The 23,408-nt window shown below is 36.3% G+C and carries 24 protein-coding genes; 6 read left to right on the top strand and 18 right to left on the bottom strand.

What is annotated here, in order from left to right; all coding sequences use genetic code 11:
- Positions 1–63: 63 nt before the first annotated feature.
- Genes W7W_RS0114365 through W7W_RS0114350 form a run of 4 tightly spaced genes read right to left on the bottom strand, consistent with a single transcriptional unit; the run spans position 64 to position 4,797 of the window.
- Positions 64–885: a hypothetical protein gene (locus W7W_RS0114365; RefSeq protein ID WP_148660960.1), complete on the bottom strand. Its 822-nt coding sequence runs from the start codon at positions 883–885 to the stop codon at positions 64–66.
- Positions 822–1,808: a hypothetical protein gene (locus tag W7W_RS0114360; RefSeq protein ID WP_010664410.1), complete on the bottom strand. Its 987-nt coding sequence runs from the start codon at positions 1,806–1,808 to the stop codon at positions 822–824. The genes W7W_RS0114365 and W7W_RS0114360 overlap by 64 nt, the downstream gene beginning before the upstream one ends.
- Before the next feature lie 30 nt (positions 1,809–1,838).
- A complete protein-coding gene (locus W7W_RS22295) occupies positions 1,839–3,281 on the bottom strand; it encodes a restriction endonuclease subunit S (RefSeq protein ID WP_202947202.1) in 1,443 nt (480 codons plus the stop codon).
- Positions 3,235–4,797: a class I SAM-dependent DNA methyltransferase gene (locus W7W_RS0114350; RefSeq protein WP_010664408.1), complete on the bottom strand. Its 1,563-nt coding sequence runs from the start codon at positions 4,795–4,797 to the stop codon at positions 3,235–3,237. The genes W7W_RS22295 and W7W_RS0114350 overlap by 47 nt, the downstream gene beginning before the upstream one ends.
- Positions 4,798–5,041: 244 nt before the next feature.
- Between W7W_RS0114350 and W7W_RS0114345 the strand changes: the two genes are divergently transcribed.
- The gene (locus W7W_RS0114345; RefSeq protein WP_010664407.1) at positions 5,042–5,506 is read left to right on the top strand and encodes a DUF1896 family protein; all 465 of its coding nucleotides are present in this window, start codon (positions 5,042–5,044) and stop codon (positions 5,504–5,506) included.
- Between the two features lie 62 nt (positions 5,507–5,568).
- Here the strand turns inward: W7W_RS0114345 and W7W_RS0114340 are convergent, their stop codons facing one another.
- The 11 genes from W7W_RS0114340 to W7W_RS0114285 form a co-directional block, all read right to left on the bottom strand.
- Positions 5,569–6,795 carry a hypothetical protein gene (locus tag W7W_RS0114340; protein ID WP_010664406.1) on the bottom strand — a complete coding sequence of 409 codons (1,227 nt, stop codon included), beginning with the start codon at positions 6,793–6,795 and terminating at the stop codon, positions 5,569–5,571.
- Positions 6,796–7,443: 648 nt separating this feature from the next.
- The gene (locus W7W_RS0114335; RefSeq protein WP_010664405.1) at positions 7,444–7,734 is read right to left on the bottom strand and encodes a hypothetical protein; all 291 of its coding nucleotides are present in this window, start codon (positions 7,732–7,734) and stop codon (positions 7,444–7,446) included.
- Between the two features lie 8 nt (positions 7,735–7,742).
- The gene (locus W7W_RS0114330) at positions 7,743–8,486 is read right to left on the bottom strand and encodes a ParA family protein (protein WP_010664404.1); all 744 of its coding nucleotides are present in this window, start codon (positions 8,484–8,486) and stop codon (positions 7,743–7,745) included.
- A 386-nt stretch (positions 8,487–8,872) separates the two neighbouring features.
- Complete coding sequence (locus W7W_RS0114325) at positions 8,873–11,518, bottom strand: CHC2 zinc finger domain-containing protein (protein WP_010664403.1); 2,646 nt, start codon at positions 11,516–11,518, stop codon at positions 8,873–8,875.
- A 2-nt stretch (positions 11,519–11,520) separates the two neighbouring features.
- Complete coding sequence (locus W7W_RS0114315) at positions 11,521–11,790, bottom strand: hypothetical protein (protein ID WP_010664402.1); 270 nt, start codon at positions 11,788–11,790, stop codon at positions 11,521–11,523.
- Between the two features lie 61 nt (positions 11,791–11,851).
- The gene (locus W7W_RS22950; protein ID WP_010664401.1) at positions 11,852–13,060 is read right to left on the bottom strand and encodes a relaxase/mobilization nuclease domain-containing protein; all 1,209 of its coding nucleotides are present in this window, start codon (positions 13,058–13,060) and stop codon (positions 11,852–11,854) included.
- The gene (locus tag W7W_RS0114305) at positions 13,041–13,391 is read right to left on the bottom strand and encodes a plasmid mobilization protein (protein WP_010664400.1); all 351 of its coding nucleotides are present in this window, start codon (positions 13,389–13,391) and stop codon (positions 13,041–13,043) included. The genes W7W_RS22950 and W7W_RS0114305 overlap by 20 nt, the downstream gene beginning before the upstream one ends.
- A 94-nt stretch (positions 13,392–13,485) precedes the next feature.
- Entirely contained in the window at positions 13,486–13,779 is a 294-nt protein-coding gene (locus tag W7W_RS0114300) for a helix-turn-helix domain-containing protein (protein ID WP_010664399.1), read from the bottom strand.
- 90 nt (positions 13,780–13,869) lie between these two features.
- On the bottom strand, positions 13,870–15,129 hold the full coding sequence (locus W7W_RS0114295; protein ID WP_157202491.1) for a hypothetical protein: 1,260 nt from the start codon (positions 15,127–15,129) through the stop codon (positions 13,870–13,872).
- Complete coding sequence (locus W7W_RS0114290) at positions 15,011–16,225, bottom strand: site-specific integrase (protein WP_010664397.1); 1,215 nt, start codon at positions 16,223–16,225, stop codon at positions 15,011–15,013. Before W7W_RS0114290 ends, W7W_RS0114295 begins: the two co-directional genes overlap by 119 nt.
- Positions 16,226–16,611: 386 nt before the next feature.
- The gene (locus W7W_RS0114285; RefSeq protein WP_010664396.1) at positions 16,612–16,893 is read right to left on the bottom strand and encodes a hypothetical protein; all 282 of its coding nucleotides are present in this window, start codon (positions 16,891–16,893) and stop codon (positions 16,612–16,614) included.
- A gap of 195 nt (positions 16,894–17,088) precedes the next feature.
- Here W7W_RS0114285 and W7W_RS0114280 point away from each other — a divergent pair, with 195 nt between their 5' ends.
- The 3 genes from W7W_RS0114280 to W7W_RS22285 all read left to right on the top strand — a co-directional run bounded on the left by W7W_RS0114280 (position 17,089) and on the right by W7W_RS22285 (position 19,371).
- Positions 17,089–17,469: a hypothetical protein gene (locus W7W_RS0114280; protein WP_010664395.1), complete on the top strand. Its 381-nt coding sequence runs from the start codon at positions 17,089–17,091 to the stop codon at positions 17,467–17,469.
- 179 nt (positions 17,470–17,648) lie between these two features.
- Positions 17,649–18,668: a TQO small subunit DoxD gene (locus W7W_RS0114275; protein ID WP_010664394.1), complete on the top strand. Its 1,020-nt coding sequence runs from the start codon at positions 17,649–17,651 to the stop codon at positions 18,666–18,668.
- A gap of 250 nt (positions 18,669–18,918) precedes the next feature.
- Positions 18,919–19,371, top strand: a complete 453-nt coding sequence (locus tag W7W_RS22285) for an SOS response-associated peptidase family protein (protein WP_010664393.1) — start codon at positions 18,919–18,921, stop codon at positions 19,369–19,371.
- On the opposite strand, the gene W7W_RS0114265 is transcribed toward W7W_RS22285, so the two are convergent.
- The 3 genes from W7W_RS0114265 to W7W_RS0114255 form a co-directional block, all read right to left on the bottom strand.
- Positions 19,324–20,949, bottom strand: coding sequence for a hypothetical protein (locus tag W7W_RS0114265; protein ID WP_010664392.1), 1,626 nt, complete (start codon positions 20,947–20,949; stop codon positions 19,324–19,326). The genes W7W_RS22285 and W7W_RS0114265 overlap by 48 nt on opposite strands.
- A 20-nt stretch (positions 20,950–20,969) precedes the next feature.
- Positions 20,970–21,545 (bottom strand): DUF3575 domain-containing protein, encoded by a 576-nt coding sequence (locus W7W_RS0114260; RefSeq protein ID WP_010664391.1) that lies wholly within the window; start codon positions 21,543–21,545, stop codon positions 20,970–20,972.
- Between the two features lie 107 nt (positions 21,546–21,652).
- A complete protein-coding gene (locus W7W_RS0114255) occupies positions 21,653–22,156 on the bottom strand; it encodes a hypothetical protein (protein ID WP_010664390.1) in 504 nt (167 codons plus the stop codon).
- Positions 22,157–22,202: 46 nt separating this feature from the next.
- Between W7W_RS0114255 and W7W_RS0114250 the strand changes: the two genes are divergently transcribed.
- Both W7W_RS0114250 and W7W_RS0114240 read left to right on the top strand, forming a co-directional pair.
- Positions 22,203–22,433 carry a hypothetical protein gene (locus W7W_RS0114250; protein WP_010664389.1) on the top strand — a complete coding sequence of 77 codons (231 nt, stop codon included), beginning with the start codon at positions 22,203–22,205 and terminating at the stop codon, positions 22,431–22,433.
- A 360-nt stretch (positions 22,434–22,793) separates the two neighbouring features.
- Positions 22,794–23,375 carry an outer membrane beta-barrel protein gene (locus tag W7W_RS0114240; protein WP_010664388.1) on the top strand — a complete coding sequence of 194 codons (582 nt, stop codon included), beginning with the start codon at positions 22,794–22,796 and terminating at the stop codon, positions 23,373–23,375.
- The last annotated feature ends 33 nt before the right edge of the window (positions 23,376–23,408 follow it).

Below are 23,408 nucleotides of genomic sequence, written 5' to 3'. Positions count from 1 at the left end.
TTATTTTAGAAAGTGAACTGGCTTTTTCAGAAAGTTTAAACTTTCTGATATATTCTGTTTGTTTTAATGCTTCTTTTCTCGAAGTCTTAATAGTTTCTCATTTTTTATTTGAGTAAAACTTTCAAGTTTATTATTTATTGCTTCCCTAGTTGCTTTATTTTCAACTTCTAACTCAATTTCTGATATTTTTCTTTTATAGTCAGTCTCTAATTGTTTATTAACCTCTTTCTGTCTTTTTAAATGAAGATCAATCTCCTTTTCAGCAAATGCCTCAACCTCTTCAATTTGTTTTTCATCCGGTAATCCATTTAATATTTTATCAAATTTTTGCTCGAATATACTTTCAGCAATAATTGATTGAGCCTCAAAGTCTTCTGTGACGTTGGATATTCCAGTCAAAATTTGGTCTAAATGCTCAAGTCCCTTATTATCATTAACTATCTTTAAATTAAGAAAGCTTGTAAACGCTTTATAATCACTGTCAGTTCTCGAAACATATCTTAATAATAAAGACATCCAATGAGAGGGTAGTAATACAATAGGCTGATTATCGCTTTTTGAATAATCCCAGCTTCTTAATTTTTGATCAGTGGAGATAAAATAGTATTTCGTTTCAGATAGAGAATAATCTACTCCAGCTCGTAATGAAGAAATGAAGAATACGTTTTTTGCATCTATTTCATGGGATTCAAATTGACCATTTTGTTTAAAGGTTTCAATATCGGAAATCATTTCGGTAATCGAGGAATTATAATCTTCAGTATTTATTCCATGGATATTCTCGGATTGAATAGTAATATTGAATTGCTTTCTAAATTTTTTCAATAAGCCATCAACGTGCATTTTGAAATAATCAGGGCCTCCATACTTCTTCCAGCTTTCCATGTATAAAAGGATTTAGCAATAGAGCTGTTCAAATTAAAATATTCAAATATTTCAGGATTTATTTTGGCATATGGCAGCTCGTTAATGCGCTTGAGGTGATAGTTTATTGTATCATTGAATTCGGTTAATGTGTATTTCGAAATAGCAAATTCTTGACCATTATCCCTACATTTCTCCAAAAAAGAAATTATTCTTTTTTCGCGGGTTTCGCCATTTATTCCTAAGGCCCGAAAAAGAATATTCGTATCTAAGAAAAAAACCTTATCCTTTATTGATTCTGCAAAGCTCTCACTATCTGCATTATTAACAATTAAACAATATTCAATGCTATATGAAATCAACATGTAAAGTGATTTATCCTTAGCCTTATTATCCCAATTAATGAATTGATTTATCAGGTCGCTTTCGCTTGATTTGAATTTTGCTTCTATTAGACTAATTTCACCATCAATCTTTTTACCTGAGATGATTTTTGATAAGGTTCTGTGATTAGTATTTATTAGGTAATAAATATACCTATAGACTACGTCTCTTATATCTCCCTTTTCAATGCTTCCCTCATAAATATCTTGACCAAATAGCTCAATAATATCATCGAATGATAATTCCTCAACCTTCTTTTGTAACTTTTTAAATCTATCACTGGTTAATTGGACAATTGATTTTGAGTGCTCGGTACTTGGTATAATGTCAAAAAATCCTTCTGAAGATTCATTTATAATCCCAACAATTTCCTCTTCAGTAAACGCCAAATCCAACATCGATTTGAGAAAATCTACAATCTCAAAAATTTTCAGTTTTCTATTATCAAGCTCCAAAAAGATTCCCTCAATCATTTTTCGCTTAATGATAACTGGATTAATGTTTTCAGAGTCTTCTGCAAATAAGATAGCTGAGGTTCTAAGTATTGTGCTGTTATTCATTCGATTAAGGGAGAGTTTATATTTATTCGATTATTTGCGTGTGAAAGTAATTGCTTCTTCAGCTGCCATGTTCAGATTCGCTTCTGTCCTCAAAATATAATGTGCTTCAGGAATACGGATTTCACCGGATATTAACTTTGGTAAGAGGGTATCCCTTAAATTAGTTATAGTATTTATTTCCTCTTTATTTTGAGTGATTGTTTTAAAGTTAGATGAAATCAGTCGATCGAAATTATTTAAAAGGACATCATCTGGAGTTGCTAAATAGTAGCTTGAAAAACAGGCATTCTGAACTCTCTGTCTTCCTGAGGAACCAACCATGCTTTGAGTTGCATGTTTCCGAAATTTAGAATCTCTTATCAGGCAAGCAATAAAGGGAGTTTTTACTGCTTCTTTCCCTCTCAATATAATAAATTCTGTTGAACCAAATCCAACCTCTCCCTCGTTTAGAAAGTCAACAACACCAGCCTTCCCATTTTCTAGACATGGTGTAATTCTCGCTAACAATACATCATCCTTTTCAAATTTAGCACCTCCTTTATATTCCTTTGATATCACATTAGAAACAGAATAACCTGATGTGGGAAGTGCCTTCATATCAACAAAGGGTGCAATAGTTTCTTTTCTTAGAGTTACTCTAGGGTTAATTTGAATCATTTTGTCAACAGGCTTAACTTCCCACCCCTTCGGCACCCACTTATCCAGCTCCTCACTAAACTCAAACGCATCCGGAAAAAGCTTTTGAATATCTTCGGGCAGCGGTTTGCGCTTATCCCCAAGTGCTTTCCGTTTTTCTGCGCGGTTTTGCAATGGCTCCGGGATGGAGTTGCCTGCAGCAAGGGCTTTGTCTATGACCGGGTCGAAATCTACAAACCAGCTTTTGAACATAGCCTGCGCCATCTGCTCAAGTGTTGCATTCATGCGCCGGTTGAGCTCTATCTTTTCGTCGAGAGTTCCAAGGATGTGGGCGATGACTTTTTGCTCTGGGAGTGGAGGGAGTTTAAATATTGACCTCTTCAAAACATCAAGTTGTACTCGCTGTCTCCCGGAACTGCCAGTCATAGAGTGAATTGCTATATTTCGAAACAATCTATAAGTAGACAAATAAAAAATAAAATCTTTGTTCGAAACACCTTCCTTTGCTCTCAGGACAATAAATTCAGTTGATCCAAATCCAGTTTCATCCTTTTCGAAAATATTAACTAAAGCGGTTTTCCCATTTTCCAAACTTGGAGTAATTCTGGCCATAATGACATCACCATTTCTAAACTTCGCCCCGCCATAATATCTTTCATTAGAATATGAAGGTATTTTCTTATTAAATGGGATTAATGCATCCATCGACACTTTCTTCTTAAGCATTCCTTTAGGTATCGATTCTTTTGGATTGAAATTAATAAAAGTCTGTAAGGATATCTCTTTCCATTCACTCCCCATAACCCAGCACCTCCATGTTTTTACGAATTTCAGCATCCAGGTTGGCCGACTCCTTCATTTGTTGATAAAGGGTGGTAGTCAATTCTGCCATCTTTTCTTCAAAGAGAATACCATCGTCTTCCACTTCAGCGGCTCCCACGTAACGGCCGGGAGTGAGCACAAAGTCATTTTTGGCAATCTCTTCAAGGGAAGCCGATTTACAAAAGCCGGGTTGGTCTTCATATTCCAATGGTTTGCCATCCAGGGCATCTTTCCCTTCGCGCCACGCATGGAATGTGCGGGTTATGGTGGCAATATCTTCAGAGGTTAATTCTTTGTGAACCCGGTCAATCATAGTACCCATGTTGCGGGCATCGATAAAAAGCGTCTTTCCCTGACGGTCGTTATATCCGTTGCTCTTTTTGTGCTTTGTTAGAAACCAAAGGCAAACAGGAATTTGTGTGGTGTAGAACAGCTGTCCGGGGAGTGCGATCATGCATTCCACCAAATCGTTTTCTACCAGCTTACGGCGTATTTCACCTTCACCGCTTGTGTTGGAACTCATGGAACCGTTGGCCAGCACAAAACCGGCGGTTCCGGTATCCGATAGCTTGGAAAGCATGTGCAAAATCCAGCCATAGTTGGCGTTTCCGGTGGGTGGCACATTGTAGCCGGCCCAGCGGGGATCATCGGTCAACTCATCAGAACCTCGCCACTCCTTTTGGTTAAATGGGGGATTAGCCAGGATGAAATCAGCTTTCAAATCGGGGTGCTGATCTTTAAAAAAGGTATCTGCAGGCACTTCTCCAAGATTGGCCGATATACCACGTATGGCCAGGTTCATCTTGGCCAGTTTGTAAGTGGTTCCGGTGTACTCCTGTCCGTATATGGAAATGTCTTTTTGACTGCCGTGGTGGCTTTGCACAAACTTAATGGATTGAACGAACATACCACCTGAGCCACAGCAGGGGTCATAGATTTTGCCTTTGTAGGGTTCCAGCATCTCTGCCAACAAGTTTACAATGCACTTCGGTGTGTAAAACTCGCCACCGCCTTTGCCTTCTGCAGCTGCAAACTTTCCGAGGAAATATTCATAAACACGCCCCACAACATCGTTTTCTTTGTCGGCAACGGTATCTATATTGTTGATGGTATCAAGCAATGACGAAAGCTTACTGCCATCTAATCCGAGACGCGAAAAGTAATTATCGGGAAGGGCTCCTTTAAGTGATGGATTGGTCTTTTCAATGGTGCTAAGAGCAGTGTCAATTTTAAGGGCAATGTCTTCCTGTTTGGAGTGATCCATAATAAAGCTCCAACGCGATGTTTCCGGCAAGAAAAAGATGTTCTTCATGTTGTAGAACTCTTTCATCTCAAGATACTTCTCCTTGCCTTCATCAAGGAGTTGCTGTCGCCGCTCCTGAAATTTGTCACTTACAAATTTCAGGAAAATCAAGCTTAGCACCACATGTTTGTACTCGCTTGACTCTACGGTTCCTCTTAATCGGTTGGCCGAATCCCATAATGTCTCTTCAAATCCTTTCTGGTTGCTATTCGCTTTCTTTTTCGCCATTATATTTGGTTACAATTGCATTAAAATAAACCATATAAGTCCTCTAAAACTTTTGACAAAAGCTTTAGAGGCTTCAAAAATCTTTTAAAATTAACAATTCCGATAAAGTAAAAGAAAGAAAAGGAAGGAAACATTTTCAGATAATCGTTTTTTGAGAACAAAAAAGTTACTTTTAGGGGAACAAAAGAATTAAAACAAATCGCCGAATATTTAACACGTTTTACTAACTCTTAAACTCCTTATTATGGCTGAATCACACAACTTTTTCAAAAAATCTTTCCATGAATTTTTCCTGGAGAACCATCCCAACTTTGTGTGTAGCTTCCTTACCCGCGAAGAATACTATGATTGGCTTGAAAGCTATTCCGGTCAAGCGATGCATTATTGGCAATCATTAATTGATTCTGAAATAGCAGATGGTTATGCAGAAATGATGACTAAAGAAGAGTTTTTAAAACAATACAAATTTTCTCCTTACCACCATTTTTTCTCAATTTTTGAAGAGAACTTTCCTGATATTTACGAATATTATCAGGACACTTCAATGAAAACCTTTTTGTTTTTGTCTTTTTTCTTTTTGTGCGAAGATGTGTTTAAAAAATATCCTTCCGGTGAGGAATTTGCCTATTCTGATGATATGGACGATGAAATAATTGAGATCCTGACTGCGAGATTTCAAGAGCTGAAGCTTTTGCAAAAGGAATATTAAACCTGCAGATGGTTTAAAAGGAATAATGCATTGATCCCACTTGGTTACTGGTGGTATCAATGCTATTCTGATTGTTTGGACTCTGTTAGTTCAATTTCAAAGGAATGGTTCGGGTCATTAAAAAGTGAGTTAAACAATTTCGGGAGTTCAGTCAATAGAGCCAATACAATTTCTTCTTTAAGAGGGATGCAAAAATAGACATCATCTTTTGGGTTAATTGGTTCTTTTTCCAGATCCGGGTATCGGAAGAAGTTGTCAAATTGCTCAAAAGGTCGAAAGATCCTTAAAAAATCTCTGTCAATTTGGGTTTCAGGTAACAGGGACAAATAATTACTGATATTTGCTCTTACAGCATCAAAAAACTCAGAAAAGATTAAAGAGTATTCTTCCTTTTTATCATAGACAAAGGTTAGCTCCAGATGATTGGATGTGAGATTAAAAGATGTTGTAATATTTGTGTAGTAGTTGAAACAGTAAAGAACAAAACGGACACAATTAATTGATTCGGCAAGATCGGTTGAATGTAGCAACAGCATCTTTCGAATCTCTTCTGCATTTACCATTTCGAAAAAGAATTCATAGAAATTTGATTGGGAGAATTCCGGTGAAAAAAGAAATGTGTTTTTATCGGAGATAGGTTTTTCAGATAAATATTGTAAGAAGGAAATGGGGGAAAAAGATAAAAGAAACAATTTTTGAGCTGTGTATGAACTTGGATACCAACAGCCACCCCCGGTGTTTGAAAAGCGGGCATAAGAGCCACTTATAGAAAAATCACATACTTGAAAAGAATTGCTAAGCGAGCCTCCGGGAGCATCTAATACAAATGAAAGTGAATTGCGATTGTTAATGAAAACAGGGATATCGAAGCCGGTAAGTTTTTCAGCTTTTCTAGTGATATCTAAAATATGCTGGTTTTCTTTGGACAGGTTTTTAATATTTTGTTCCGAAGCGCTGTTTAATCCTAATGAAAGGAGAAAAATTTCATTCTGTGATTTAACTTCGGTAATCGAAGTCAGTTCCTTAAGGGCTGGGATTTTTTTTAGTCCGTTATTCTTTAAGTATTTGTCAATTAAAAGGGTGTCTGACAGGAGATAAAAAACCTGCCATGGTGCATATTCTTTTCGTGTTGGGATGTGCATACATTTCAATGGCCCTGATGTTTTATCTATATAAAGGGAAAAGAATTGTTTTTTGTGAGAAAACAGGATAAAAGCATTTGTTTCGGAATGTATTGCAGGGTTGAATAATGCAAGGATTTGATTGAAGTTAATAGCAAAGGGTTTCATTTTTCCTGACGTGTTTTGGGTAAATAAAGGTTTAATAAAATGATTAGCCGGAATGCCAAATTGGTTGTTTAATTGCAATTTGGTTTAAACTATTTGTAAATGTACCGAAAAATGCTTTATGATGAAACGAGCATGGCAACGATTGCCACAAGGGAATATGTATAAATTCCTGCATGCTAGTTCCATTAGACCTTAATAATTAAATTTTTTACTAATGAATGGAAATAAATATTAATGACTTGCTTTTTTTGATTACAATGTGGCCGTTTTAAGGGAGGGGGAGATTCATAATTCAGGCATAAGGTTTTCAGCTTTTCTAAAGGAACAGCAAAAAAACTACTGATAAAGAAAAATCAATGTAAATCATTAAGTTGCAAGAAGTCAGTGGTTTGTAAAATGCCTGTAAACCACTGTAAACTAATTGTAAACCTTTAATGATTTGAAAAATAGTTATAAAGAATGTTGGTTTACAGGTTTACAGTAAGAAGTAGAGCCTTATTAATGTAAAGTAGTTAAAAAAAAGGTCAGTTAGGTATTGTAATTATGGTATGTATGGCACTTATGGTTTTTATGGCCGTTATGGTATATATGGCAATTATGGCAGATATGGTACTTATGGGAAGTATGGTATTTGAAATAAAAAGAGGATTAACTTTTTCCAGATTCTTTTCGGAAACTTTTTTCTGCTTTTTCCGGGTCAGGATAGTTTTTAATGTAGAGAGATAAAGCTTCATTAATTACCTGACCAATAGGCTTTCGGTCATGCCAGGCAATCGCTTTTATGGTATTCAGGTTCTTTGAGTTTAAATAATAAGTCGCTTTTTGGGCACCGGGTTCCTCTGTTTTTTCTTTATCAGTAACCTTTGGGTTTTCAATGTTTTCTTTTGTGTTCTGAATTAAGAAATCCAGTCCTTGTTTGAAGTCTTTTTTTGCCATCATAATGGTATTTAAAGATTAATGATTTCCTTGGTCAAACTGAGGTAGTCTTCAGCACCATTACTCTTTGGTGCGTACTGAAAAATGTCTATTCCGGAACTGGGAGCTTCCGCCAGGGAGATGTTTTCCCGAATAACCGTTTTAAAGAGCTTTTGTCCAAAGTGTTCTTGCACTACCTGTGCAATGTCCCGGTGAAGTACTTTGCGGTTATTGTACTGGGTTAAAACAATTCCGCCCATTTTTAGGCCTGGGTTAAGTCTCTTTTTTACTTTATCAGTTATTTCTAATAGTTTGGTTAATCCCTGAATACTTAGGTGGTGGGGAAGTAGCGGAATGATGTAGAGGTCTGCTGCCGTTAGAGCATTAATCGACACAAGTCCCAGGTTAGGGGAACAATCCAGCAGGATGTAGTCATATTGATCCAAAACGGGTTCAAGCAATTCCTTTAGCAGATATTCTTTCCCCGGCTCTGCAGACATTTCCAGTTCGAAAGCGCTCAAGTCAACCGATGAAGGGAGAATGGCAAGATGTTCATCTATTTTTGTAGGTTCCAGACCTAATTCACCCTTTAGTGTATTGTAGGTATTTGCCCTGAAATCAGTAACGCCAAATGAAGTTGTTAAATTACATTGAGCATCCAGGTCTATGGCCAATGTTCTCAACCCTAAATGGGCCATTCCTGCAACGACAGATGCAGTGGTGGTGGTTTTTCCAACACCACCTTTCTGATTAATGAAAGCTATTATTTTTCCCATAAGTTTAGATTTAGATTGATTTTGTGTGGAGAAGTAATACTTCTCTCCTGTTGATAATAACTTTTAAAAGCTTCATCGAAATACACTCAATAAAATAGTATTTTTTAAATTAGAATCCTTTCCTTCATTTTCAAATGTAACTTTTGTGACATTCTTTATTTTGTGTTGATTTACAGTGGTTAAGGTGGTTTTTGTTGCGTTACAAAAAGTCACAAAAGTTACATTCCATTCCAATTTTCTTTACTAAGGCTTCTTTTCTTTTTCAATCCCTTTTTGTGCATTGTAACTATATGTAACCACTTATAACCTAAAAGTAACCTGATAATATTCCTTTTTTAATTGAATATCTATAACTTATAATTAGAGTTACAATAGTTACTTTTCTTTTATATGTTTAGAGGAAGAACTTTTAAGTCAAAAGAGATCACTCGATAAGTTTTGCCGTTAATTTTTTTTGCAGCCCCATCTTCAATAAAATATGGATGCCGCATTAGCAGTTTCTTCATAGCTTGTTTATCGATAGCAAGCCCGCCGGTTTTTTGCATGTGTTCAGCATAAACCATATAAGCTGTAGCGAAATGTAGATGCAAGCAAGCAGGATCAAGCAAATGTTTAGAATGCAATTCTCCGGTGTGAAGGTTGGTTTCTATGGCTTCAAAAAACTGTTCTGTCTCCCCTGTTTGGGTAAGAATCGATTGCTGAACCTTAGCAGTTTTCATTAATATTTGTTTTGTTTTTTCATATTCCATGTTCAGTTTCAAAGGATTTTTTAAGAGTTTTAAGCTTGATAACAAAACACAATAGTTTACCAAAATTCTATTGTCAAATTGAACTTCAGCATATTCCTTCTTCACATCATTAACTACTTTGTAATAGACCTGCCGGAATTGTGCATCCATAATTTTTCTAAATTTTAATATCTCTGTTAACAGACCGCTAAAGGTTTCAGCGATAAGGATATCTTCTAGTCTTTTATAGGCTTTTTCCTGCTCTTCAGAATAAGACTTGTCCATAAAGTCAAGCTGAATTAATCTGGAGTATGTTCTAGGATGTTTAACTGGTAAAAAATTTCCGTCAATAATGACTCCAGAGCATATTTTTCTTTGGGTTGTTCTGTTGTCATCTGAAAACATTGCGGTTTCATAACTAACCCTATCATAAATATTAACAATCAGGTCATCATTCTTTCCTGCATTATCAGATTTGTATTCATTTAGAAAAATTAATGCATTACTATATTGGCTTAGTTTTCTTAATACAGCCTTTTCAGTTGAAGGTCCAGAAAGTGATAATGGAGTTTGTGGCTTGCCGAAAAGCCCTAATAAAAAATTCGTAAACGAGCTTTTTCCACTTCCGGATGTCCCGTATAAAAATAGTATAGGAAAAAAACCAATATCACGAAAAATAATATCACTAAAAACAGTAGATAGAAGAAACAAGAAGCCGATGATGCCTTTTTCTTGAAAAGCCGTTTCAATAAGTGTTTCGAACATATCTAAATCAATACTTGTTTCCTTGTATATGAAATCTCTTTGAGCTTCATAAGCGTCCTTTTCTTTATAGATTTCACTCCATGCCGGCAAAAAGAGTTTTTCTTGTTTTAGTGTTACAATTCCAAATTGATCGATGATATGGATTTTATCTTCCGCCACCACTGCGTTTGAGAAAATATAAATTCCATATTTTTGGGACCATCCGAGAGTTTCAATCCTGATAGCTTTTAGAGTCTTTTTTCCAAGCCCTTTTTTTATGATCTCAAAGTCTCTCGAAGTTCCAAAAAATTGAAGTTCTGAAATCGAAAAAATCGCAGTTTTGAATTTTTGTATTGAGGTAAGTGTTTCTGCATCAAGAAGCGTGAAATTGGTTTCTAACTGACCGGATTCATTTGACTGAAACTTTACGTAGCGCAGAGAGTTTTTTGAGCCATCGGGGAAATGATAAATTATGTCCATTAAGAAATTGGATAATTCTCTTTTATTCCCTTTCCTGTCTCGGCCATAGTATTTTCCACATTTTTTATAATATCCTTCAGTATTCCACATTTCTTCAATATCTTCTGAAGTTTCTTTAATGTGGTTCAGGATCCTGTTACTGTATAAAAGCTGATAGCTAGAATTCTGTTTTAGCCAATGTTCCAACTTGCCTTCAATCAATAGATCGTTTATGTCTTTTCGCTTTTCATTGCTCTCTGGTAGAATCAATTTTCGTATTTCCAGAGAAATATTAGCGTTCTTAATCAGATCTGAGTAATGTCTAAAGGCTTTCTCACCTGCGTCATCATCATCAAATGCAAGGACTACGTTCTTGTTCTGAACAAAAGGTGTCAGCAGATTTAATTCAATCTTATTTCCCGAATCAAAAATGCTGATAGAAGAATAAGGAAATAACGACAACGCATTTATTACACCTTCTGTAATGAAAACGGTTTTTTCGTTTTTATTGAAGCACGCGGAATACAGGCAATCTTTCTTACGAACCAGCGGTCCATTAGTCAGGTTTATGGCTTTACTTTTTCCTCTTTCAGGATTAAGGAACCGGAGATTCAAAAGCTGTTCATTATGACTGGGAAAGACAATCGCTTTCCGAATGGAATCATAATAGAAACATCCCTTAGGGAGTATGTTGGCATTAATGCTCCTTTCATGCTCCAAATAGCTAACAGCTTCAGTTTTGCTGTTATTCTTAATTGCATACAACCGTTTTTCCCATTCAGAATAATGAATCTCAGATGCTTTTTTAAGCCCGTCGCCATATTTATTTAATAAATATTTGATCGCAGCACCATCAGATACTTGGCGTTGTCCTGCAATGAAATTAACTACATCCCCTGCCTGATCACATGCAAAACATTTGTACATCCGATCGTTCTTGATGCTAAAAGCAGAACTTTTATTAGGCCCGTTGCCGGAACCACAAAAGGGGCAGGATGATAAAATTACTGTTGCTCCGTTTTTTCTTATTTTCAAACCAGTTTCCTCAGAAATAACTTTCGATATCGATAAGTTTTCCTTAAGATTTATCCAATTAGTCATGATTACAGGAATTTAGCCGTTGAGTGGAATGATGAATTAATTAAATGCATATTTGTCAATTCGATCTCAATCCTATACCCTGGCAAATCTTTTACTTGGGTAAATGAAGTTTGATTTACCTTGACATTGAGCAAGAATTGCTTTTTTCCGGTCGTAGTATGAGGAAAAAAATGCTTGTTAACCCGCAGCTGATAATCCTGATTCTGATTGATGAGATTTATTCCATCAACAGGTGGATAGTCAATGAAAAATGACTTATCTTTGTCTTTCATAAAGATTAATAATTAAGTTTTTACTTAATAAAGAGGGTGGAGTGGAGTCCACCCTTTTTTATTACATACCGATTCCGGGATTCTTTCCCTTCCGTTTTTTCTTTTTCTTCTTTCTTGGTAGTTCTTCATCCTCATCCTTCAGGGAATTAGACGATAAAAAAGGATTAAAAAGATTCCTATCCCCGAGACCAATCCGATTGCCAGGGCCAATGCCATTACCCTGATATTCAGTAGGAATCTCATTTTTCTCAAATCCGATGTTTTCCTGTCCAGGAAAGTTTTTTGCTGTTCCATCATTTGAATACCGGTGGTAACTTTTATCTGTTGTTCCTGAAGGTTCATTGACTCCTGCCTCAGGGCCATAATTAGTTTTTGAAAGTTTGCCGCTATTGGTCTCAAGGCCTCTTTCAATTCCTGAATATTGGCGACGTTGGTTTTCTGAAGGTTTTCTACTTGTTCGGTCAAGATTCGCCGTCTCTCCTCTATGGATTTCCTGGCTGCTTCCTCTATTTCTTTCATGATTAAGGTGGATTTGGTTATTGATATTCGTCCATGAATAGCCTTTTCCGAGAGCTGATCCTTTGAATGCCTGACCATTTAACTCAAAGCTGACCCCAAAGACTTTTCCCTGGTTGTTCTTGTGGTGCTTTACCAAAACCCCATATTCTGCAAGGTTCTTTTCAAACTCAGCTACAGATATTGCCTTGGTTAATGACTTTCTTAGAACGATCTGTATTTGTTTTTTGGCCGGAATTGTTCCGGTTCGTCTATATAGTTCTATTTGGCCCTTCGAAAGACTGGACTCTTTGCTGAATTTAGATTCCAGAACAGGGGATAGGCTATACTTCTTTTCCAGCTCACGAATAGTTTCTTCGCTTCGTCGGTAATCTCTTCCATCACTTACGACTTTCCCATCCATGTCAATGCGATTAGCAATTAAATGAATATGAGGATGGTCACGGTCAAAATGCCTGTACATTACATATTGAGAATTATCGAATCCCATTTCTTTTAAATAATCCTGACCTAATTTCTTGAATTGCTCGTCAGTGAGTTTTTCGTCTTTGCCAATTGCCAGGGAGCAATGATAGACGGCCTTTTTTATATTTGGCTTCAAGCTTCTGATAATTCCGAATTCATTTGCTAGATTCCGGGCATTATCATTCATCATATTAGAATCGATGAATTTGCCAACCCCGTCATTTACTTTTGCCTCCATATAGTTTAGCACTCCACGAAAGGACGCTCCTTTAATTTGTTTTCCTATCATCGGTTAGAAGTCTAGCGATTTGACGAAGAAGAACGTTGGCTTCTGTTATACCGGAAAATATCTTTGTATATTTTCCCTGATTGAGGTTTTTCGCTATTTGGTTGATATTCGTAGAAATTCCAACCAATTGCTTATAGTAAGCTCGATGCATTGGAGTAACTTTAGATAGAACCAACGGTCTTTTTGAAAACGCAGCTCGACGCAACCATTTAGCGACAGTTAGTCCTGAAAGCTCAGCTTGTTTTTCTGCATATTCTCTTTCAATATCGGTCAGGCGAATATTTACCTGATGGATTCTTAATTCCTCAATTTCTTTTTTTGGTCGAGCCATACCGAGACACTTTTTTCAATCGAAGTGTAGAAAAATGCAAGCGTTGAGATACGGGTTTTCCGTAGCTACAACATGGCTTGCTCCTTACGTGTCGCTACCTTTTTCTGCGATTCCTATTAACGTGAGAATAAACTTCCTCTTCCAGTTCCGAAATGGTTTTTACTGCTCCATTTTTCATAAAGGCGTCAAGCTTCTCCCGTTCGAAGTAGATCTTTTTACCGGTTGGCTTGGAGTGGGCAATCGCGTTTGTGTGGGTCAACTTATACAGGTACGATAATGACAGCCCGGTGTACTCTGAGGCTTCCTTAAGGGTCAGGATACTTTTCTTGAAAAGAAATGCTGTCCGTAGTTCGTCGATTTTTCTTTCGAGCCTTTCAATTGCTTCCATAGTATTGTTGTTTTTTTTAATTGTTTTGATGCAACAAATCAAAGCAAAAGAAAGGATTAAAAAACTAGTGGGTCGGAATTACCCTACTTTTCAAATCGTAGATGTTCGCAGGTAACTCTTTAGTGTGGAGTGTATTATGCGCGTCAGCTTCTTGTGAAAGATTGCACCATCTTCCCCTCTCGATAAAGAGGCTTTTTTGCTATTAATAATATTGGATAATTCTCCTTTAATGTTTTGCCCCTCTAAGGTGAAATATTCACGAATAAACGCTTCGAAATTTTTTGTATGAAAAATGGTGGTTTCTTTTTCAATAATAGCCATGAATTGGATTAATTTAGTTGGACTATTAAGCCAGTTGATTTTGCCTTTTTTTTGTTGAAACACTGCCATAAATTCTTTATATGAAATATCAATACAGTTATCCTTTTTTAATAATTCATGGATAGGTTTAAAGCATTTGTAACTAGTAACAAAATCGAAATTAATTTCACCTACATCTGAAAGTTTCTCTTTCAATATTTCAATTTCAATTTCTAATATTATTCTGTATTGAGGTGCCTGAATGAAGAGTTTTTCAGAGCCTTTTCTTGTTTCGTATTTATCCAGGCGACTTAACTCTTCTTGCCAAATCTTAAGTCTTTTGTTTAATGACGGAATTTTGCTTACGTTAAGACGATACTGTTTTATTCTTTCGATAAAGAGCCTGTCAAATTTTGTTTGATGGTCAAAATGAAATCCTGCATTGTAATAACTGCTATCCAGATGTTGCTGAATTAATCTGGAATTAAAATCATTATGGTAGATTTTATTTATCAACCTATCCTGAGTTAGTGAAAATAGGGAGTCTTCACATGATGAAATTATTAATGCAGTATGTAAGAGCACACTGTTTCTGAGCTTTTTAATGTATTCAGCTAAGGATCTGGGATGATTGCCTGTTTTTAATTCCTCCTGAATTGTAAGGGGAGTTAGTTTCTTTTGCAATTGACTGGCAATGAGATGATGCTGCATTAAGAATTCGTCTATATTGTTTGGCCGTCGCTTTAGGAATGGAAAGAGCTCTTTTAGGTTTGTATTTATTGATAATTCTTTAGTTAAAGAATTATCAATCGTCAAATGAATATTTCTAAAGAAATTAGAATTATCCTCAGCATAATATACACTCTCACGAAAGTTTAGAGCTGTGATTCTTTTGTTGGTTGCTTGGATGTTACTTGATCCTTTTGTTTCATCAGAGGATATCGTCTGTTTTGTCGAGTAGTTCGTTTGAGAATTTTTCGAGGTAGGCTTTAGTTGTAGAAAGTTCGCTATGGCCAAGGGATTCACTGATAATTTCAGTACTGATGCCATTTCTTTTAAGTGTTGTTGCAAAGGTGTGACGGGCGACATAAGAAGTAAGGTTTATGTTTATTTGTAATATTTTGGCAATCTCTTTTAAATCAGAATTGTATTTTTTTAGAATCTTTTTAATTCTATGTGTTTTCTGAGTTTCTGTCCGATGAAATTCATTAAGTATAGGGAAAATATAATCTCCGGGTGTGTCATTAAAATGTTTAAGAATTCTTTGAATGTTTTCGGTTTCCTTGATGTTTAAGCGTTTGTTAGTTTTCGATCGGTTGTAAATTAAGCGGTTATCATAAATGTCATTTTTCTTTAATTGGGCTATGTCAACAAAATTCATCCCTCTGGCATAGTAACTGAAAAGAAAATAATAATATGCTTTAGACAGATGAGGGTATTTTTCCACATCAAAGGATTTGAATTTTTGAAGGTCATTTTCAGATAAAGCTCTTGGGGTTGCCTTTGACTTTAGATGCGATAGCGAGTATCCATCTTTATTGAACTGTGTTGAGAAGGGATATGCACTTAGGCTCACATGTTTCCTTCGAATTGCTTCATTGAATATATACCGTAGATCTCTCATGTGATGATGAACCCCGCCACCTGTGTTTCCATTTTTGAACAGAAAAGCTTCAAATTGTTTAAGGAATTCATAATTGATTTCGTAAAAAGAAACATCTCTGTTTTTGCAAAACTTTTTTATGGCGCTGTATGAAGCTTGGTAAATATTTTTAGTGCTTTCTTTTTGGAGTGCTTCTAGTTCATCAATTATTATATCATAAAACTCAAAGAGTGATATTGCTTTTTCTTTATCCCAAAGTCTTGTCAGAAATAGTTCAAATGAAAAGAGTTTATTTTCTTTTTTAAGGGTATTAAGTATTTGTTCACTCCTGGTTTCAATATTGTCGATAAGCTGGTTTTTTGTTTTAAAATCCCTGACCTTGGAGGTGAATCTTGATAAATCTTCATTCCATTCTTCGGGCTTAGCTTTTAACCCGAGGGTAGCTATTTTTTGTTTTTGTTGATGAAGAATTCTTAAAACAATTGGATGTTTACCATCTTTGTATTTCTTCCCTTTTTTTAAAATAATTTTGATGCTTGCCATAATTTCGGTGCCATTATAGTGCCATGTTTTATGCAAATATAGGAAAAATAAAGAAATAAAAAATAAATTTTTTATTTGTAAAGGGCTGATAAACAATTAAAAAGAAAATATAGGAAAACAAGGGAAAATATAGTAATTGCGTCTGGGGGGCGAGGGGTCGGAAGTTCGAATCTTCTCATCCCGACTGTAGAAAATGAAAAGGCTGTCCAAAAGGGACAGCCTTTTTTGTTCTATATAAGGCTACAAAAGTTTCCAAAGGGCCACGGACCAAATCAAGGACCACATGCAAAACCTGGGTCTATGCATAAATTTCACACAATCTGTAAAGGATGAATTTCGCATCAACCACCCCTCTGAACTGTCTTCTGAAGTCTTTTATTTTCGCATTAATAGGTAGTGACCGTTGGGATGTCGCCCCGTATTTGGTTTGCAGTATCTTGTATTGCCTGTGTATTGGATCCAATACCGCTAATATCCTGATCGCCACTGTTTGTGCCTGAAAGATTACTTAAATTAATAATGTCGGAAGCGGTGAAATTAGCTGCTTCGCTACCAGAATATTCAGGATCGGTTTCAGAAACTATTTTGAAGGTTTTTGCATGCAAAGCATAAGGCACACTTAACAATTGGCTTGCTGCTGTAAGTGTATAATTTGAACCACCATTCAAGTCAGTTTCTGTTTTTACAAAATATGGGCCACTTTTTCAGTCAATTATTCTGGGTTTCGCAGGAAACAAAAACCCTTAAACTCCGCTAAAGTTTTAGAGATACGTTTATTGAACCAATCATTGTCATACTCGTTTTGTTCTGCAAACAATTTCTCAAGTATAGATGTTACATTCTAAATTTGCAAAATTGAACAAGTGAGAGAGCAATTAGAAATAAGAAATATTCGGTTTATCCTGTCCGTATTGGGGCTGGTAATATTGCTTTTACTCTCACCTTGCAAGGTTCGAAATTCTATAGAGGCTGAATTAGGGGTTCCTCAAACCAACGTCTTAAACAAGAGTCAGGCAGCCATTTCTCAGTCCATTTGTAAGACGGTTGAGATTTCTGAGACCATTCAAGCCATCTCTGAACCCACTGTCAGGCATCCTTTCTTTCCTATATTGAGAACGGATAGGGGTGAGTTTACTGTTTATTTTCTTAAAGATACTACTACACAGAAACCATCAGGAACCCGACAACCGGTTTCTGAAATTCCTTTATACATTCTACATCAGAATCTTCAGGTTTATTTCTAATTGATTTCTGCCCAGAAGATGGTCAGCCCGTTTTGTGGGTGTGTGTTCAATTACAGATAATTCCAGCCTTTTTTAAGGAATTACCTTGAGATAGTCTGCCGGTTTGTGGTTGGACTTCAAATTCTGTTCTGCAGTTTTTTGCAGCAGGTAAGAACTATTTTTTTTTAACGAGATTAACTATGGCAAATATTAACATAAAAAATGATGCCGGGCTGATGTCCCTGGCAGTAAGATTGGTAATTGGTTGGACCTATTTTTCAGCCTTTTGGAGAAGAACCATTTTGGTCGATAAACTGGATCCTGAAACTGCAGGTTATATAGGCGAAAAATTCAACCATTTTTTACCCAATGCGCTGGGAATAAAACCCATTATTCAATTCTTAGTGGAAAACCCTGATATACTCTGGATCAATATGGTGCTGTTTACCATTATCGAAGGTATTGTAGGATTGTTTATCATATTTGGTTTGTTTACCCGGATTATGAGTGTCGGAGTATTTAGTTTAGCAATGGGCATTTTGCTGGGTTCCGGATGGATAGGAACAACCTGTTTGGATGAATGGCAAATCGGCGTTCTCGGGATAGCGACAGGTTTTGTTTTGTTTCTGACAGGAAGTGGAAGCTACTCTTTGGATAATTACATGATGAAAAACAATTTTGCATTTACTGCAAAAAAGTGGTTTGCCTGGGTTGGATCAGGTACTTTGCCCATAAAAGAAAGCATTTTCCCAAAATTTGTTCTGGGTGGTTCCATATTTATCCTTGGGATGACTTTGATGACCAATCAGGTATTTCATGGTGGTTTATGGGGCCCTCTTCACAATAAGTCGGTAAAGCCTGAGCTTGATATTACTGAGGGAAGGATTGACAATTCAACCCTTTCTTTTGATGTTTTCAGAACAGAGGGTGTCGATGTTTATGGCTCCTGGGTAATAAATATTGAGTTGCTCGATGATCAGGGTGATGCGGTTGTGCAGTATGATCAGGATGATTTGGCTTCGTTGCCTGAGGAGAGTATTTCCAATTATTATGTTTCCGAAATAAAATCCGGTAAACATAGTTTAATTGTTCCTTTGGGGGCCATAGCAACACTGAATTTGTACGATGATGCTCTGACCGGTTTATCCATAGGTACATATATGCTAAAAATTACTGATATTAGTGGTGCATTCTGGGAACATGAAATCGAAATAAAATAGTGTTTGTCTATAAAGTCCAACTTCTGCGTTGTTGCTCAAAATCTAAATCCTCAAATACATTAGTATTCTGCGGTTTAGATTTTTCACATGCCTTGAATTTGAACTTTCTATTTCAAACACCCGAAAAACGCTTAGTTTATGAACAGCCACTAAATAAAAGCACACAATATAAAGACAATAGCGGTTTGGGTATGGCCCAGACTGCTGTTGTTTTAATTGCTCTGGTATATCTGCCTGAAAATCAAAATTCATGTGCTTCAGAACCAAAAACAGCAAGACTTTCAATCAACTCGAAGATCGCTTTAAAGCCAGATTTCTGACTCCTGAATGGTACACGCCTGATGTTTTCAATTCGTTTACATTTCCGGTTACTCCGGTTATAACCAATGACCGGAATGATGTTATTCAGGGTTTTTCATGGGGCCTCATTCCCTACTGGGCCAAAGATGCCAATATCCGCAAAAGCACGCTTAACGCAAGACTGGAGACGCTTGATCGAAAACCATCATTCAAACCTTCACTGTTGAAGCAGTGTCTGGTCCTGGCCGATGGTTTCTATGAATGGAAATGGCTAAATCAAAGCAAAAATACCTGCTTACCCTTCCGGAAGAAGAATCTTTTGCCTTTGCGGGACTTTGGAACAGCTGGACAGATACTATTTAACATCAATAATTTCGAACATATAATTTCTGAAGTTGCCTGACATCATACCGTACAGTATTGAATGATTGTGAAGTTCTACCTTTGTCCCAGGCATCATTAGAGGAGTTTTAGAGGATTCAGGACTTTTATATATTTCCGATGTTTTTCCGCTACCATCAATCTTTGTGATATAGGTCTCGCCTAATTCGGCATTCTTAAACAACCCATCTTTCTTTTCTATGGTATTGTAAATAAAATACAAGCTCCCATTTTTCTCAAAATCAATAAAGGAATTGTATTTGGAAGTCCTTAAAGAGTATTGGTTTTTGCTTATCTTTTCAATACCTTTTATTGAATTATCTGCATTTAAAAGTATAATGAACACGTTGTTGTGGTGATAGATAGGAGTATAAGTTATCTGATTGCCACTTTGTTCTTTTTTTGTGCCGGTGATAAATTGTTCGGCTGTATAATATTTAGTTCGGTCATCCAGCGTTTTAATTTCGCTTACGTGATAATCAAACGGGTCGTATTCCGATTTATCTTTTAAACTGCGTCTAAAGCGGTTTAACTGTTTTTCAGAAAACCCTTCTTCTATCAGGTCAACTGAGAAATTTTCAAAGGTCATTTCAGTTTTTTCTCCGCTTTCAACATCCAGCGTAAAGGCAAAAGCACCTCTTGCACTTATGGTTTCAGGGTCAGAAAAGACTCCGTTAACCTGCGTTCTCCCATTTATTACGTTGAAATTCATACTTCTTACAAATTTCGAATTGAGATGAATGTCCGAAGAGGTTTCGTTAGTTCCACCATCCGAGAATTTATATAACTGATATGTGAAGTTTGGAACATCGGTAAAATAGGTATCCTTCGAAAAGAAATTATAAGCATTAAACTTACCCGAATCAAAGTAGTTTTTCTTATCTGCATAATGGGCTCCCAATAAATACACATCGCTATTGTTGTCAACCCGGAATTGCTTATAGCTAAATACACCTTCTTTAAAATTTGGAACCACACTGTTCTGCCATAATGAATTAAGGTTGTGGTCATAAACATAAACAGCAAAACGCAGGGGCTCATTTTTTCTGTTTAGAACGGTATAAAAAAACATTATTTTACTCTCATCTTCTGAGATCTCATATTGAACCGAAGTTCTTTTGTATTTACTGATTCCTGAATAGTCCAGCTCCCCAATCATTTTTGCATCATCATTCAGCTCAAGTGTTTCAGGGTTAACTGAGCGGGAAAACAGGTAGTGACTTTTACTTTTTTCATTTTGAAAGGAAAAGAAAGCGAGAATTTTATTGTTGATGATTTGAGCACCCTCAAAATCAACCTTCTTACCATCCGGTCCAAGATCCAGTTTTGTTTTTTTAACCAGATTAACATTTTTATCAAACATTCCTATGTAATGGCCCGAATTTCCACCTCCTATGGTGGGTCCGTTGTGGATAGCAATAAAGGGTTGAAACAGAATGTAGGCACGATCATTGATGGATCCAATCGCCTTCAGCCCTGTGTTACCCCTCGGTAATTTATTCCATTCCACTTTGGTAGATTTTACGGTGTAATTAATTTCTTCTGCCGATAAGCAAAATGTTGCAGATATTATAAGTGAAAATATCAGTATTGTCTTCATAATCTTAGCTTTTTTGAGAATTAAAATGCGTATCCAAGCTTTATTGCTGCCGGAAAATAGAAGTGTGAATCCCCTTCTTCGATAGTGATAACAGATGTAACCTCTTCTTTGTATTTGTATGTTCTAACGCCCATACCTAGATTAATATCAAGCGTTAAATTTTTTTGAAGAGGAAGTTGATATCCACCGTTAAAAAAGACAATGTCGGTCATTAGCTTACCCCCCATAATATTTAATTTGGGCTGAACCCCGATGTACCATTGTTCGTAATATTCCCTTAAATATAGACGGATGTTGGCAGCGAAGAAGATTCCGGTACCCGATTGAGGGAGATCATAACGAGGGTCGTAATTGTGCAGGTTACTTTGGCGACTAATAGAAATCAATCCCATAGATGCTTCAACGGACAAATTTCTAATTATCTCCTTTTCATACAATACAGAATATTCTCCATTAAAAAGATCAATTCCAATTTTTACTAATTTGCTGTATTCGGATATGCCGTCGTCATCAAAATACTGTGATATATCTTCCTGGGCACGACAGTTGACAATAAAAATACTAAGTACGGTAAAGACAAGTAATGTTTTTTTCATTTCAAGGTTTTGTTTTGAATTCGGCCAAAGCAAATCGAAGCAATGGTCATGATTATTGAATTTTTTTTATGCTCGTTTTGACACCAATAAGAAGTCTGATGGGTGTATCATTGATTATTAAACATCACCTGAAAATCACCTGTAAACGAACCCGAAAAAATCACACCATCAACCATTACCAGGTTCATTTCAACGGTATAATTGTTGTCTCCATTATGATTGATGGTAACTTCTCCGGCTTCAAGGTTCGACGATTCCATTGTTGAGCCATCAAAAACGGAATAGTTTGTCAACCAATCGTCAAGTAGTTTTTTGCCTTCAGCTTCCGGATAAGCATAAGCTCCTTCAATCGTTTCACGAGTAAATGATTCCACGTCGATGGTTATTGAATTGGCTTGCGTCTCACTTGCGCTGATAAGTGCTATTCCCGTATGTCCGCTATCGCCAATAGACACACCCATCATTGTGGCGGAAGATATGGTAAAATCATTTCCATTCATTTGGATGGTATTGTCTTGCTTTGGAGAGGTTTCATCCTTCTCGCACTGTACAAACATAAGGACTGTCAATACGGCAATCAGGCCCTTTAAAACTTTAGTTGAATAAGTCATTTTTATTTTTTTAGATTGTTATATAATACTGCCATTCTCTCAGGAGGTGGCATTTAAGATTATCATTTTAGAGCAGGTGGCGGTAGATTCTTTGCCAATGCCGGGGTGTGTCAGAGTGCTTACCATTGCACGGCAGGTAGGTAATTCTTCGCACAAAAGGCTTTTTAAATCTACCTTTGACCAGTTTGTTGTATTCAGTAAAATTCCGGGATTTTGGGCCGGGGAAGAAAGTGAGAAAATAAATAATGAAAGGAGTAAAATATTCTTCATAGGTTGATGTTAAAGTTTGGTTATGACAAACATTCTTTCCTGGTAAATCAAACCTCAACGATCAACAACACGGGGTACTCCAAAACGGAGTAAAACCATCAAGAGAACATTCGGGTAAAAAATTCTTTTCTTCAAGACGAGTAAAATTTATTATGGTTGGAAAAGTTTTAAAAAAATGCCTGTCAGCTCTGCTTTATCAACAGGCGAATTTTGATTGGCAGGGGCTTATGCAACGGATTATTTATGAATACAAAATATTGTTGCTTAATTTTGGGATTGAATTATGCATCCTTTTTCTATATTTAGATACAATAATTTCTATAAATTAAGTTCTAATCTTCTTTTAACTAATCATTAAACATTATTTATGAAACGGATTGTTTTTTCTATTACTTTTACATTGATTATGTTTATTTCTGCATCTGCTCAGGAAGGAACTATGTGGCTTGGAGGTACAATTAATATTTCCAGCAACACATCCAATGATTTAACGACATCAAGAACAACCTTGATGCCTGAATTTGGCTATAATCTTAACAGTAGTTGGGCTATAGGTGGAAGGCTTGGATTTTCCACGCTTAAAGATGAGGATCCTGCAGGCACACAAAAAAACACAACAACATCAATTATTCCATTTGCAAGATACTCCTTTGCCAATTTAGGGAATTTTAAAATTTTCGGACAAGGGGAATTGCCTCTGAATTTTTATGGGGGGGAATTTGCCGATGGAACTTCAATGGATAGTTCTAATTCAATAGGACTGAGAGTGCGTCCGGGTATAACTTACGCATTCAATGAAAATTGGGGGTTTAATATGCTTATGCCTTCTGTTTTTGCCTTCACTAGCAGCAGTAATGATACCTCTTCGTTTAAATTTGGAATAAATGATGGTTATTCAGTACAGGAGTATCTGCTAAATACAGCCATTGGTTTTATTTATAAATTCTAACATCTGATTTATAAGCAAAACAACTTAATTGTA

The sequence above is a fragment of the Marinilabilia salmonicolor JCM 21150 genome (assembly GCF_000259075.1).
Taxonomy (GTDB): Bacteria; Bacteroidota; Bacteroidia; order Bacteroidales; family Marinilabiliaceae; genus Marinilabilia; species Marinilabilia salmonicolor.
The sequence above is the reverse complement of the archived record's forward strand: the minus strand, read 5'-3'. Positions and strand labels throughout refer to the sequence as shown.